The 14,499-nt window shown below is 53.4% G+C and carries 13 protein-coding genes; all 13 read right to left on the bottom strand.

All coding sequences use genetic code 11. The features are described 5' to 3' along the window. A complete protein-coding gene (locus D3P08_RS02135) occupies positions 1-1,245 on the bottom strand; it encodes an FtsX-like permease family protein (protein ID WP_206098907.1) in 1,245 nt (414 codons plus the stop codon). Beyond that, positions 1,242-1,997: an ABC transporter ATP-binding protein gene (locus D3P08_RS02130; RefSeq protein ID WP_119597759.1), complete on the bottom strand. Its 756-nt coding sequence runs from the start codon at positions 1,995-1,997 to the stop codon at positions 1,242-1,244. The genes D3P08_RS02135 and D3P08_RS02130 overlap by 4 nt, the downstream gene beginning before the upstream one ends. A gap of 70 nt (positions 1,998-2,067) precedes the next feature. Beyond that, on the bottom strand, positions 2,068-3,762 hold the full coding sequence (locus D3P08_RS02125) for an alkaline phosphatase (RefSeq protein ID WP_119598004.1): 1,695 nt from the start codon (positions 3,760-3,762) through the stop codon (positions 2,068-2,070). Between the two features lie 296 nt (positions 3,763-4,058). After that, positions 4,059-4,403 (bottom strand): hypothetical protein, encoded by a 345-nt coding sequence (locus tag D3P08_RS02120; protein WP_119597758.1) that lies wholly within the window; start codon positions 4,401-4,403, stop codon positions 4,059-4,061. A gap of 91 nt (positions 4,404-4,494) precedes the next feature. After that, positions 4,495-5,784, bottom strand: coding sequence for an MFS transporter (locus D3P08_RS02115; RefSeq protein ID WP_119597757.1), 1,290 nt, complete (start codon positions 5,782-5,784; stop codon positions 4,495-4,497). A gap of 143 nt (positions 5,785-5,927) precedes the next feature. Then, entirely contained in the window at positions 5,928-6,578 is a 651-nt protein-coding gene (locus D3P08_RS02110) for a hypothetical protein (protein ID WP_240647206.1), read from the bottom strand. A gap of 94 nt (positions 6,579-6,672) precedes the next feature. Continuing rightward, positions 6,673-7,320, bottom strand: a complete 648-nt coding sequence (locus tag D3P08_RS02105; protein ID WP_119597755.1) for a helix-turn-helix domain-containing protein — start codon at positions 7,318-7,320, stop codon at positions 6,673-6,675. Between the two features lie 131 nt (positions 7,321-7,451). Further along, the gene (locus tag D3P08_RS02100) at positions 7,452-8,507 is read right to left on the bottom strand and encodes an ABC transporter substrate-binding protein (protein ID WP_240647204.1); all 1,056 of its coding nucleotides are present in this window, start codon (positions 8,505-8,507) and stop codon (positions 7,452-7,454) included. A gap of 29 nt (positions 8,508-8,536) precedes the next feature. Then, positions 8,537-9,391: an ABC transporter permease gene (locus D3P08_RS02095; protein WP_240647202.1), complete on the bottom strand. Its 855-nt coding sequence runs from the start codon at positions 9,389-9,391 to the stop codon at positions 8,537-8,539. After that, positions 9,391-10,185: an ABC transporter ATP-binding protein gene (locus D3P08_RS02090; RefSeq protein ID WP_119597754.1), complete on the bottom strand. Its 795-nt coding sequence runs from the start codon at positions 10,183-10,185 to the stop codon at positions 9,391-9,393. Before D3P08_RS02090 ends, D3P08_RS02095 begins: the two co-directional genes overlap by 1 nt. A 213-nt stretch (positions 10,186-10,398) precedes the next feature. After that, positions 10,399-11,019, bottom strand: a complete 621-nt coding sequence (locus D3P08_RS02085; protein WP_119597753.1) for a hypothetical protein — start codon at positions 11,017-11,019, stop codon at positions 10,399-10,401. A gap of 48 nt (positions 11,020-11,067) precedes the next feature. Then, positions 11,068-12,507 carry a glycan biosynthesis hexose transferase WsfD gene (gene wsfD, locus D3P08_RS02080; protein WP_147381764.1) on the bottom strand — a complete coding sequence of 480 codons (1,440 nt, stop codon included), beginning with the start codon at positions 12,505-12,507 and terminating at the stop codon, positions 11,068-11,070. Positions 12,508-12,663: 156 nt separating this feature from the next. Beyond that, the gene (locus D3P08_RS27830) at positions 12,664-14,403 is read right to left on the bottom strand and encodes an ABC transporter ATP-binding protein (protein WP_119597751.1); all 1,740 of its coding nucleotides are present in this window, start codon (positions 14,401-14,403) and stop codon (positions 12,664-12,666) included. Positions 14,404-14,499 lie beyond the last annotated feature (96 nt).

Below are 14,499 nucleotides of genomic sequence, written 5' to 3'. Positions count from 1 at the left end.
TTAATTTCTGAACAATGTCAGCGCGTCCGTCCGATAGACCCGGAACGCAGGCACAGCCGAAGCTAATGCTCCGATCGCTAACGCTCCCGCCATCAGCTGCCACTCATTGGTCGCAAGCCGCAGCGCTTCGAGCTGAATGCCGGTTTCGGTGAATACGAGATCGCCTAGCAATGCTGCCGCGATATGGCCGGCGGCAATGCCAAGGACGACACCTGCCGCCGTCAGCGCTACGCCCTCGCCAATGAGGCATGTTAAAATATAAGCTCTCGATTTGCCGATCAGCCTTAGCAGACCGACATCGCGTTTTCGTTCCTGAATCGAGGACAGCAGCGCGAGCAGCAGCGTCGATGCGGCAAGCAGCGCGCAGACCAGCATCACAATAAGAAGCAGCTCAGATCCTGTATCCACCATATTGAGCACATCGGCTACCGCTTTGCTGGAGTAGACAGCCTGAACATTGTCCAGCTCGTCGAACTGCTGCTTAATCGTTTGGGCGCCCAGCAGCGTCTCCGGCTTCACGATAATGGCCGTTATTTCGCGATGCTCCTCATCAAGCCCATGCACCGCCCACGCGTAATCCATCGTCGTAAAGATGGCGCGGTCATCCGCGGTACCCAGCTTCGGCAGGATTCCCGTGACCGTATAGATGAAGCTGTCATGCGCATCTCCTTCGTGCCCTTCCGCGTGGCCTTCCTCTTCGTGCCCCTCCTCATGGTCGTCTTCTTCGTGGCCCTCTTCCTTAAGCTCCACATGCTCAACGAGGCCGTGCGCTCCGCTGAACGTATCGCCGATCTGCAGGTTCAACGCCTTTGCAACCGTGTAGCCGACCGTTACTTCCCCTTGCGCGCTGTAAAGCTTGCCTTCCGCCAGACTCCGGTCTTCATACCGGGTTACAAAATAAGCCGGATCAATTCCTACAATCGGATAACCCTCATGGCTGTCGCCGGTTGTCATCCCGAAAGCCGACTCCGCCTCCCCGCTCTCCTCGACCTGCCGCAGCGTGTCATACGGAATATTGCCTGTCGGCGCTCCGACGCGGTAGAACGAATTCAAGACAAGCTGAGACTCGCTGCCGTCCGCGCCGATGACAACCTCGAATGGGCCGTATCCCTTCTCCGCTCCTTGCTCAACCCCATCCTTGCTCATTAGGAGAAGCGAGAACAAAGCGACCGTCACCATGACCGCAATAACCGTAAGCGCCGTAAGGAAAGCGCGATGCTTCAGGTTGCTCCAAATATAATTCATGACCGCCAGCCTCCCGAAGCCGCGGCTTTGAGAGGAGACGCCGCAGCAAGCGCGGCGCTCGCATCCCGCCCCTGCTGTCCCTTCAGGCAGCTGTTGATTTCGGCGAATTGCAGCTTGACCGGGAACAGCTCCGCCAAATGCAGATCATGCGTAACCGTGATCAGCGTGGAACCATTCTCGCGGCTCATATCCAGCAGCAAGCGCATGACGCTCGAGCCCGTCTCAAAATCGAGACTCCCCGTCGGTTCGTCCGCAAGCACAATCGGCGGCTTATTTATCATTGCCCGAATAATCGCCGCCCGCTGCTGCTGGCCGCGCGACAGCCTTGAAGGAAGCTGGTTCATCCGATCCTGCAGCCCGACTCTCTCGAACCACTCGTCCATAAGCTTAGTGCGCTCGGATTTGTTCATCGTTTTTGGCATCACGAGCTCGACGTTCTGCTTGACGGTTAATGACGGGATGAGATAGAAGTCTTGAAACACGTAACCTACCGCACTGGACCGGTACGAATCCCGCTCCGATTCTTTCATGGCGCTCACATCATGTCCCGCCACCTCCAGCTTCCCCTGGTCAACCGGCAGCACGCCGCCCAGCAGATGGAGAAAGGTGCTCTTCCCGCTGCCGCTTGGGCCAAGCAGGGCAATCGCGTCGCCGCTCTCCGCGCTCCAATTGTCGATATCGATAATCGGCAGCAAGCCTTGCTGGTACTTATAAGATTTCCGAATGCCTTTTGCTTGAATAATGCCCGCCATCTCTACCGCTCCTTTCCTAAAAAGCAAACAGGAGAGCTGCGCTCTCCCGTTGCCTGACGCCTTTGTTCCCTTATTTCACGATTCTTTCGGACAGCGCGTCCCACGTCATATGTTGACCCGTCAATTGGTTGAAAGCTTCAAGCGGCAGGTACAGCTTGCCGTTATCCACGTCGCTTGTCAGGTCGGATGCTTGGCCGTTTACGACAACTACGCCGTCATTCAGGCTTACTTCCACCTTGTTATCGCCTTGCGTGATGGACGCGGTGCGGGAAGCCTCGTTCCACGCCACCTTCGCGCCAAGCGCCTCCGCGAGCGCCTTCGCCGGATACAGCACTTCGCCGTCTCTTGCAACCTTGAATTTCGGGTACAAATATTTCTCTTGCAGCTTAGCCGTCGCAGCTTCGAGATCTACCCCGATAACCTCAGCCGACGCCGTCGCGATACGCGTGTTATCGATTTGGCCGGACACGAGCTCAGCGATCGGACCGTATGCCCATACGCCTACGTCAACCGCGGAGTGTCCGTGGCCGCTCCAGCCGACCAGCAATCGCTTGCTTATAACCGCGTTATAACCGCCTTCGCGGCCATAAGAGGAGCCATCGCCCGTTAGAATGTACGCTGCCTCTTCGTCCGTCAAATCGGTAATCCACGTGTTTTCCGCTACGATAGTCTTAATGTCCTCAACCGTTTCCGCTTCCTTCAGCTTACCGATCAAATACTCGGAGGAGTGCTTTTGCTTATCCCATAGATCAAGGTTCAGCTCATAGATGTTGTCACGGGACAGGGACAGGCCGCCTGTCTCATGGTCGGCGGTAATGACGACGGAGGTGTTGCCGTCCTTCTTCGCAAATTCCATCGCGACCTTCACCGCCGCGTCGAAATCCAGCACTTCTTGAACCGTCGTCGGGAAGTCGTTCGCATGGGAAGCGTGGTCGATCCGTCCGCCCTCGATCATGATCGTAAAGCCGTCCTCGTCCTGAGAAAGAATGTCGAGCGCTTTTTCCGTCATCTCAGCCAAGTTAGGCGTAGCGTCCGTACGGTCAGGCACGTAGGAGACATGCGAGCCTCCGAACAAACCGAGCACCTTGCCGTTCTTTTCTGTCAAGCCGTTAAGGCCTTCTCTGTCGCTAACGTATGTGTAACCAAGCGACTCGAAGTTGTCGATAATGCTTTCATCCGAGCGTTTGCCGTTCTCCTCTTTGCTTAGGAAGTTTGCGCTGCCTCCGCCAAGCAGCACGTCTACGCCGCTCTCCAGATATTGCGAAGCGATTGCGTTTTCGTTATCGCGGCTTCTTACATGGGAAGCGTACACGGCCGGAGTTGCGTGGGTAATGCGCGCCGTGGATACAAGGCCGGTCGCTTTACCCGCCAGCTCGGAAGCTTCGATAACGGACGCGAACGGCACCGATACGTCTTCATTGGAAATACTGATTGCCGCATTGTATGTTTTGTTGCCTGTAGCAAACGCCGTCCCAGCGGAAGCGGAGTCCGTTACAACGCCGGATACGACGGTGCCGCCGTCTTCACCGCGGTCGGCGTATGTAGTCGCTTGCCCTACATAGTAGCTGTCAAGCGTCAGATGATTAATGCCTTTGTTATACATCAAATAGTTACGAGCCGCAGAAACTTGCGCTGGACCCATACCGTCTCCGATCAGGACGATCAGGTTTTTGGATGGAGCCGCTTCTGCCTGAACCGGCGCAGCGTCCTCAGCGGATACCGACGCCGCGGTTAGTACGGATAAAGCCATGCAGCTTGCCAGCATAATGCGTGCAGCTTTGTTCTTCAAATGAATCTCCTCCAAATTAATAATAGGTAGCTAGAATCTATTGCCTATTATGGAGGCGCTTCGTAAACGGAATATTAGAAGGAAATGAAGAAAATGTAAATGCAGCTTCCCATCCGAAAACAAAGGAAACCGCTGGCGCTTCTCCAGAACATTCGTCTGCTCCGTTTCTTGATGAACGCGCGTTCTTAGTGGAAGCTGCGCAAGGGAGAAAACAGAAAAAGCCTCCGGCACCTATGATTGCAGGTGCCGGAGGCGGATATTGGGTTAATATGTTATAGCGGAATTCGATACTCCGAGTTTAACTCGATAATGTGCTCTCCTTGGTTATAGACCCAGCTGAAGTGAAAGGCGTTGCCTTGATACTTCGTTCTCATGCGGATATCCGGCACAATTGTAGAATCCATATGGCTGATTATGATCTCTTCCATCTCCCGCAGCTTCCCCAGCGTGTCCGTTGCCAGCTCCTGCGCCCTCTCTTCCGGCTGGGAATGCAGGAAGTACCGGAGCGCGATTTCTTCGTTCGGCAAGCCATCTTCCAGCGGGTAACCCGATCCCCTCAACACTTCCTTCACCGTATTCACCCAATCGGCGACCAGGTCCATCGTAATCTCGTACATCACGCATAACTCCTATTCCTTATATCGTTGCTTTGTCTACCCTACCATAACCATTCGGGGCCATGCAACAGACAACCGGACATCGACCGGATCAGCTCTTGTCCTCCCCAGCTGCGCGAAGCTTCACCGCAAACGACAAAGCATAAGAGATGAGCAGCAGAATAAGCGGCACTGCGCTGATCAGCACACGGAACGTCGTCTCCGGATCGTCGCCGGGCTCGTCCCCGCTTTTATAACCGAATAACATCCCGACAATTAAAAAAGCAAGCGCCGAGATCAAGCCGCTGGAGCGTGTAATGAAGCCTGAAACCGCCGTATAGACACCTTCTCTCCTGCGGACGGTTTCCTTGTAGTCTAAGTCGATAATGAGACTGCTTACGACGGGCGGCGTAACGAGAAAGCCAGCAAGCCCGAAGCCGACGATAATGCCGCATAGGATGCCGCCGGTCAGCGTATTGCCGAACCATAATGGAATAACCGATACCGCGTATGCTAGAAGGGATAACCGCCACGCTTTAACCGAATCCATTCGTTTTATGATCCAGAACCATACCCCGACAAGCGGAATGACCGATACAAAAATGGAAGCCAGCAGAAGCGTCACCTGCGATTCCGGAATACGGAGCACGTATTTGGCGTAAAACGGAATCATCGAGCTGAGCAGCCCGTTCACCGTCTGGGCGAATGAGTTCGAGATATTAAAAAGCCAGAATGGCTTGTTCTTCAGCGTCGCGGCGAACGATTCCTTCAGTCCCATCTGCGGAGCATTCTGCAGAGAAGCATCCTCTTGCGTATAGCGAAGGAACAATAGCATAAATACGATAAACAAGACGCCGAAAATAAGAGCCATCGAGTCAAAGCCTATCGCGTCAAATATAATTGGAGCCGCCGCCGAGCCGATCAGAATCGCGACGATCTGGTAGCCCTGCTGAATAGCGGACGCCTTCTTGCGAAGCGTCTCGCCCCGGAACAGCTCCGGGAACAAAGCCCCGTAGTTCACCCATATAATTGTAGAAACGGCCTCGAACAGCACGAGCGCGATCAGAAACCAAGTGAACAGCCCGTACTCGCTAAGACCCTCCGGCGCGCTGAACACGAGATAGAACATCAAGACAAAGAGCGGGATCGACGCGTATAGCCATGGTTTTCTTCTTCCGAACCTGGACGAAGTCCGGTCGGACAGGTAGCCGGCCATCGGCTGGTTGACGGCGTCCCAGATCAAATAAATCGTCCGGGCAAGCGTCGCGAGTCCAAGTCCGAGTCCGAGCTTATCGACATAATAATAGCTGTAAAACGTGCTGAAAGCGTGGCTTGGAATCATCATCGCCAGCATCCCGAACGCGTACAGCCACGGCGAGTTAACCGTCTTGCTCCCTGTCATATCCTGCGCCCCTTCTCAACTGAAATAACCATCTTTATCCAGAATACTTGTATCCGCCTATCCTTGCAATGACTATTTCAGCAGCATAGCCAATTATGCCATAACAACGCAAAAAAACCGGCCCGTCTCCGGCCGGCTCGCGCTTATTTGAATGTGACAGAATCGATTATGTCTTCGACTTGCGATTTCGTCTCCTCATCGACGTACGTCGTGATCATATTAAAAGCGTATCCGTCAATAATCGTGCTGTAATACACCTGCGACAGCGACAGGTCGCCCTCCGAAATCGTCGCTTCCATGAGGTGGAACTTCTTGCCGCCGATATCCTTCGTTTCGATCTCCTTGAAGTCATAAGGCAGCCCGGCTTGCGCCATCAGCTCTTGCGAAGCTTCCAGGTAATCCTGGCCGTCCTTCACGCCTTGAAGCAAGCTGACTTTCTCGCCGACGACAATGATCGACGGGTTAGGCTGAGCGCTGTCCATCGGGTATTTGGACGCCATCAGAAGATTGAGCGTCTTCGCCTGGGACAGGTCGAGGCTTTCCTTCATCTCCTCGTCATCTCCCGCGATCAGCTCGGCTCCCGCTTCAGACAGCTGATTCATCGTCTCCATATCTTGCGTTTCCCATTCGGATGGGAATTTGATCGTTACGCCGAAATAATCGTTCGTATAACTGCCGCTTGAAGTTGTGCCTAAGCTTATCACTTTCTCCTTGTCTGCGCCGCCGCAAGCCGCGGCGAAAATGGCCACCAGCGCCAGAACCAGTCCCAGCGCAAATGCTTTTTTCTTGTACATCATCTTCCTCCTGTTTGCTCTAGTTTTTGAAACACCAGAACAGTTTAACAACAGGAAGCCATCTTTTCCACCTATAGGAAACTACTAGTTGCGCTTACAGCACCTGCAGCTGACTGGCGATCCGAACCGCCTCCGCGCTTGACTGGACCCCAAGCTTCTCAAAGATCACTTTTTTATGATGATTGACCGTGCTCTCCTTAATATGCAGCTTAAGGGCGATCGACTTCACCGTCTGCCCCTCCGAAATAAGCTTCAGCACATCCAATTGCCGCTCCGACAAAACCGGCTCCTCGCCAGCTCCAGTGTCCCTTGCAGGGGCTGAACTCGCATAGCAGTTAAGCATATGGATCGATATAAGCTTGGCGATCGCGATCAGCTCGCCTTTCATCTCCTCATTAATCGTCGACACATCCAAATAGCCGACCAGCTTGCCTTCTACAATGAGAGGAGTCGCAAAGCAATGCCAGCTTCGGAAATACGGGCTTTCATGCTGCTCAGGCGTCAAATAGACGGGACCTTGCGTCGCCATCGCTTCGGATATCGCGTTCACTCCGCTATGCTCGACCGAAAAGTCGTGGCCCAGCCGAAGGGACGAATTGCGGATGGACTCTTCCATTCCCGGGTTATAATCCATCGCTGCCAGCTTTCCCTCATTATCCGTTAGTAAAAAGAGATACTCTCCCGAAATATGTTCCTTTACTATCGTAATCGATGCCGAGAAAGCGCTTAACAATCTTTTCATGCTCGATCTTCATTCCTTTCCATACACAACTCTAGTTTAGCCGATGCGGCAGAGTCTTTCAATAAAAAGGAATAATGTGGGAAAGCCCTGCTTCAAAAAGAAGCAGGGCTTTCTATATGGAGAGGCTGCCGTTATTGGCCTGGCAAAAACTCCGTTGTAAAAATTTCGCTCGTGGCAAACTTTTCCTTCAGAAGGCCGAGCTCGGCGAGCTGATCGATGAGCGTGGACCATCGCTCTTCCGTCATATAACCGAAGCCATGCTCAGCCGCGTCGCCGCCGTAAACAAATTCTCTTTGCGCTTCATCCTCGAATCCGATCGCGTCGAGCGCAATGTTCGGATTCGCCTCGAAGATCGCCTTATTCACCTCGGCGGATGTATCTTTATAGGACATCCAGCCTTCGGAGAAAGCTTTCACGAAGCCCGCTACCGTATCCCGGTTGTTGTCCAGATAGTCCTTCGTCACAAACAGCACGACGTTATAGGGGTTGTAACCGGATTCCGAGACGAGGAGCGTCTTCACCTTGACGCCTTCCTTCTCCATGAAGAACGGCTCCGACGTCACGAAGGACTGCGTAACGGATTCGGGATCGGCCAGGAAGTTCACATGCTGACCGGTATACGTCATTTCTTTGACGCCGCTTAGGTCATACTGCTTCTTCAAATAATCCCAATACGTAATGCCCGGTTGGATGAACACCGTTCTTCCGTTCAGGTCCTCGAAGCCGTCAATGGCGACATCCTCTTGGAACATGAATGCCTGCGGGCTTCCTTGCAGAGCTGCCGCTACAACGACCAGGTCGATGCCTTGGTTTTTGGCAATGACAATTTGATCGGCGTGCGCCAGCCCGAACTCGGCATTGCCCGAAGCGACGATTTGCACGGCCGATACTTGAGGACCGCCCGGCTCGACCGTAACATCAAATCCGTTTTGCTCGAAAATGCCTTGCTCCTTCGCCGCGTATACGCCGCCGTGCTGCGCTTTCGGAAACCAGTTCAACACGATTTTAGCCTTCTTCAATTCAGCAGGCGGAGCAGAAGCTTCCGCAGCCGCAGTCGGCGCTGCGCTCGGCTCCTCTGAAGCCGTCGCCGCCGGCGAATTCCCGCCGTTACCGCCGCCGCATGCCGTGATAACCGCCATCAGCAATACCGTTAAAGCCAATCCCCCAAGCTTCATCCCTTTGTTCATGTTTGTTTCTCCTCCACTTTTTCTTCTATTTATCTTCTTGTCTTCATCGCCGATTCGTGCCAAGAACCGAGCACCCGGTTCGCGATCATATTCACAACGAGATAGAAGGCAATGCCGAGAATAGCTGCCGCGATGCCGCATGCGAATAGGAACGGCGTCTTCATCTGGACGGCGGCGATCGTAATCGCATACCCCAGTCCGCCTTTTCCGCCGCCGATCCCCGCGACGTATTCGCCTACGATGACGCCGACAATGGATAGGGTGCACGAAATTTTGAGACCTGCCATCATGTAAGGCATTGCCGAGGGCAGCCTCAGCTTCCACATCTTTTGCCATTTCGAGGAATTGTACAGCGTAAACAGCTCATCCATGCTGCGGTCTACGGAATTTAGACCCATGAGCGTATTCGATATAACCGGGAAGAAGCCGATTAAGAAGGCGATGACGACGATCGAGTTATATCCCGCTCCGAACCAGATCACCACTAGAGGCGCTACCGCGACGACCGGAATGGTCTGAAGAATAATCGCATACGGATAGATGCTTCGTTCGAGAACCAGTGAGCTGGCGAGCAGCACGGAAACCGCGATGCCGATAACAGCGCTTAGCAGGAAGCCGATGACCGATTCAACGACCGTAATCCGTACGGCTTCCCACAGAATACGCCAATCCTCCGCGGCCGCTTTCAGCACATCCGTCGGTTTCGGTAAAATAAACGGCTTCATGCCCAGCCATAAAGGAACCAATTCCCATAACGCTATCACGATGAGGAACGCGGTAATCGGGCCTGCATAATAGTTGAGGAAAGTACGGCGAAAGCCTCCCCTCGGCTTTCTAGCGGCCTCCGCCGCGCCCGTCTTCAGCGTTTCCATAGTAGCTGCCATTATCCCAACTCCTTCTGCAAGGCACCGTGTTCCAAATAAGTAGAAGCAAGCTCAACGTACTCTCCAAAGGACCGCTCCGTGCGCATACTAAGCGTTCTCGGATATGGCAGCTCCACATCGATCAGCGCGGACAGTCTTCCGGGCCTTGCCGACATCACCGCGATTTGGGACGACAGCAGAACCGCTTCAAACACGTTGTGCGTAACGAACAATACCGTCATCTTTTCGCGCTGCCAAATATCCAGCAGCTCCATCTGCAGCGTTTGTCTTGTTATTTCATCCAGCGCGGCGAACGGTTCATCCATCAGCAGCAGCTTTGGCCGCGCCGCAAGCGCACGGGCAATTGAAACCCTCATCTTCATGCCGCCGGACAGCTGTCTTGGATAGGCCTTCACGTAATCCTTCAGGCCCACCATCTCCAGCACCCGCAGCGCTTCCGCTTTATGCTCCTTCGCGCTTCCGCCTCGCAGCTCAAGCGGGAGGATTACGTTCTCTTGGACGGTTCGCCAAGGAAGCAGATTCGCTTCCTGGAACACAAAAGCGATATCGTTCGATTCGCGGATCACCCGCTTCGGCTCCTTGCCGTCCACGAGCACGCTCCCCGTCGTCGCATCCTCCAGACCGGCAACCATACGCAGCGCCGTCGACTTGCCGCAGCCGGATGGGCCCAAGAAGCTGATGAACTCGCCTTCCTTGATGCCGAAATGGACGTCCTTTAGGGCAATAGTGCCCGTATTGTATATTTTGCCGACATGGTTAAAGGCTACAAGGCTAGATTGTTCGGTATTCCCCATCACGTCACTCCCCCATCCATTCGCACCTCATGTTAACTTTAGTGACATGTTATCATCCGGCATCCCGAACGAACAATAGATAGAATCGCTAAAAATAGGGGACCTCCTTGTGCAATATCAATAGAAACCAGTTCAGATCCCCGTAACCGTGTCATTTTTCGTGACAAAAAAAAGAGCCGACCTCCGCATATGACGGGATCAGCTCTTGCCATTTTAAAAAATAAGTTTCATCAGAACGCCTAACAAAACCAGATAAAGCGAAACGGATAAGACCAGATACGATGACATCCGTTCTTTGCTTATCCCGCTTGCTTCCGCGCCGCCGTGAACCGACAGCACGAGCGAGGACAGCAGCGAAATGCCCAGCACAAGAACAGAAAGCGAAAAGCTGAACGAAAAGATGCCGGCAACCAGCATTCCCGCCCCTATCGCATATTGAATACCGCCGATCTGCGACAGGAACGCCTTCCAATACGGCTGAGCCCCGCTCCTCCACCAGCCTGTCAGCCACAGCGACGCTAGCAAAGCGGCATTGGAGAGAAGCCCGATGCCGAACATGCGGCTAAACATTTCAAAGCTCATTCTGCTTGGCGCGAACAATCCGCCGAACGGCATGAAGCCGTAGATCAGCTCCGTCAGCTTGCTTCCGAACAGCAATACCCATATCAGGTATCCCATAAACGATGCCACAAGACCCAGCACCCCGTACAGCCACTCCTTCTCGGTCAGCCGCAGCGCCGAAAGCGGATCCCGAAGAAGCCGCAATATCCGCCCTCCGTCCAGCTTAAAAAGATCTTTCTCTTCAGGTAAAGCATGATTCTGTTGCGTTTCCATGTCTTCCTCCTATATCTCGGTGCAGCCTCTTGCTGCCGATTGATAGGACTATTGTACCGCAACTCGATTTCTTTCGCGTAGAAAAAATAAGGAAATGACTTGATGCGCAATCCATATTACGGCTGTCACCAGCATCATATCGAACACGACATTGAATAAAAACAAATGCTTGCCCATATCCGCTTGTCCGTCACCCACGATAGGGATAAGAAAGCTGAAGATTCCCGTCAGTCCGAGTAATACGAACAATTCCGCCGCCACCCGGGACTTCCTGTCGGGCCGTCTAACCCATTCCCATACCGCTGCCGTGAAGTAAAGCGCGAAGACAAGAACAATAAACCACAGCTCATTGGGCACATAGTGTCGCTTGAATTCGCTCCAGCCGCTGTAGGCATAGGATAATGCGCCGGACGGCTTACCTTCGCTTTTTTCGAAATTACCTAAATAATAAGGCCGTATGCTCATCCCATTCTCGGCGGCATATTCCATCTTATCGATCAGTCTCCCGGGATGCTTCATGTAGAACCATAGCACATCGAGATGAGAGATCCGGTCATAGAAATCCGCCTTCAAGGAAGGATCGTTCTGTTTAATCGCCGTATCGGACTGGAAATAGTTCGTCCCGGCCAGCACAGCCAGCCTTGCCGGCAAGCCCAGCTCCTCGAGATCTCCCTCCACGTCCGGCGATTCATTCAATATTCCGAAAAACACCGTCTGGTAAATGTTAATATCTTTAAAATCTTTAGGCGCCGCAGCGTACATGCCGACGGATACTACAACCGTCAACGCCGATAGAGCGGCCGCCAGCCTCCGCCATGGCCTGTCCTCTCTCAATCCCGCATACCGCAAGCCTAGAAGCGCAAATCCGATGCCGATCGGCGCGTTTTGCGTCTTGGCGCAGACCAGGAAAAGGATGGACGCAAAAAATAGAACCAGCGTCTTGCGGGACGGCTTCTCCTGTCCGACCAGCATGAGTCCAAGCGCCATCGTCAGCAATAACGACAAGTGAGATACCGGCTCCCCGAACAAAGAATTGAAATACGCCAAATAGGCGATATCGAAAAACACGAACAAAAGCAGAATCGCCAGCAGCAACCCGATGATTAGCGATTTTGATTTGTTGTATTTGACCAAAATATATCCCGCCGCAATAAGAAGCGCCGCATACAAAGCGCCCAGCACGCGAATATCGAACGCGTCGCCGTTAAATATCCGGCCTATAAATCTTGCAGTAACGACCAGAATCAGTTGAGATGACGGGTAAAATCCTCTAAAAAACGTATCATAGGCAAAAAGAGCGTGCGAATACCCGAAAAACCGATCCTCATACGGCTCATCGGCATAATAGTTCAGACCGATCGAGCCCATAATCCGGAGAAAATCCCCGTTATCCGCCACGCCGATAAACGTTCCCGCGAACAATAACGGGATAACAATGCATACTGCCGCCAAGAGAAAGCCGTTCTCGACGGCCAACCACTTCTTCATGAACATTCACCTAACCTATCCCTCTACATTTGAACGGTCTCATTATACACTAGCTCATCCACAATATACCAATCGTTTCTACTCCGTTAACGGCAAAAAAACCGGACAGCTGCTGCCGCAGCCGGCCGGTTCTCTCATTTGCTCCGCTTCTATTAATTATTGGCCTTGAGCGACAGCAACCCAATGCCCTTCCTTCGCCTCCACAAACTCGGAACGTTCAAGACCGTATGGATCAGCCTTTGACGCTTCCGTATGAATAAACGGCTTTTTCCGGGACTCGATCCTAGGATCCGGCACCGGTATCGCCGCAAGAAGCGATTTCGTGTATGGATGGAGCGGATTCTCATAAAGCTCCTCGCTTTCGGCCAGCTCCACAATTTTGCCTTTATACATAACAGCGACTCGGTCGCTGATATGCTTCACCATCGACAGATCATGAGCGATAAACAGATACGTCAGCCCAAGCCTCTGCTGAAGCTCCTCCAGCAGCTTTACAATTTGCGCTTGAATGGATACGTCAAGCGCCGACAAAGGCTCATCGCACACGATAAATTCCGGCTCAACCGCAAGCGTGCGCGCGATTCCGATCCGCTGGCGCTGCCCTCCCGAGAACTCGTGCGGATAGCGCATCGCGTGGGAGGCATTCAGCCCGACCATATCGAGCAGCTCCTCCACTCGTCTCTGGCGCTCCCGCTTTCCCGTTACGAGTCCGTGCACATCAAGCGACTCGCCGATGATGTCCATGATACGGAGACGCGGATTAAGCGAAGCATACGGATCCTGGAAGATCATGCCCATATGCCTTCTCATCTTTTTCAATTCCGACCGGTTCAGCTGCTGAAGCGGAATCCCTCGATAGAGAACCTCGCCCCCGGTCGCCTCGTGCAGACGAAGAATGGTTCGTCCGGTCGTCGATTTGCCGCTGCCCGACTCCCCGACAACGCCCAGCGTCTCCCCCGCCCGGACATCAAAGCTGATGTCGTTAACCGCTTTGACGACCTGACCCTTGCCAAGATCGAAATGCTGCCTCAAGGAACGGACTTGGAGAAGCGGCAATTCCTCTTCTCCCCGCAGCACGGCAGGCGCCGCCTTCGGCTTCTTCGGTTCATCGAGACGAGGCAGGGCGTTCAGCAGCTTTTGCGTATAAGGATGCTGCGCCCGCTCGAAGATTTGTTCGGTCGTTCCCGTCTCCACGATTTCCCCGTCTTTCATCACGACGACGCGGTCGCACATGCCGGCCACGACCCCCAGATCATGGGTAATTAAAATAATGGAGGTGCCGAGCTGCTTCTGCAGCTCTTTCATTTGATGCAGAATTTGCGCTTGAATCGTAACGTCCAGGGAAGTCGTAGGCTCGTCCGCAATAAGCAGAGACGGCCGGCAGGCCAGCGCAATCGCAATCATGACGCGCTGCCGCATGCCGCCGGAAAACTCATGCGGATATTGATGATAACGCGTTTCGCTGTTCGAGATGCCGACCAGCTTCAGCATGTCGATCGCCTCCCGGCGCGCCTCCGCCTTGGACAGCTTTCTGTGCTTGATCAGGCTCTCCTCGATTTGCGCGCCGATTCGCATCGTCGGATTCAGGGAGGACATCGGGTCCTGGAAGATCATCCCGATATCTTTGCCGCGTATGCTTTCCATTTCCAAATCGGTTTTGTCCGCAAGGTTCTGCCCCTTAAAGAGCACCTCGCCGCCCTTGACCATAGACGGCGGCGACGGCAGAAGACGCATAATCGTCCGCGCGGTTACGCTTTTGCCGCTTCCCGATTCGCCGACGATGCCCAGCGTCTCCCCTTCCCTTACCTCGAAGCTGACATCCCGTACCGCTTCCACTTCCTTATCCCTTGAAAAGAAAGAAACCGACAGATGATTGACTTTTAATAATGGATTCATGTTGTCACCCGCAATTTTTTGAAATTATATACAACGCTTTCTATTTATACAAGGAATTATTTAAGAGATTCACTTACAATAGAAGATACCTCTCTT

The sequence above is a fragment of the Paenibacillus nanensis genome (assembly GCF_003583765.1).
Classification (GTDB): domain Bacteria; phylum Bacillota; class Bacilli; order Paenibacillales; family Paenibacillaceae; genus Pristimantibacillus; species Pristimantibacillus nanensis.
This window is presented reverse-complemented; position numbering and strand designations above follow the sequence as displayed.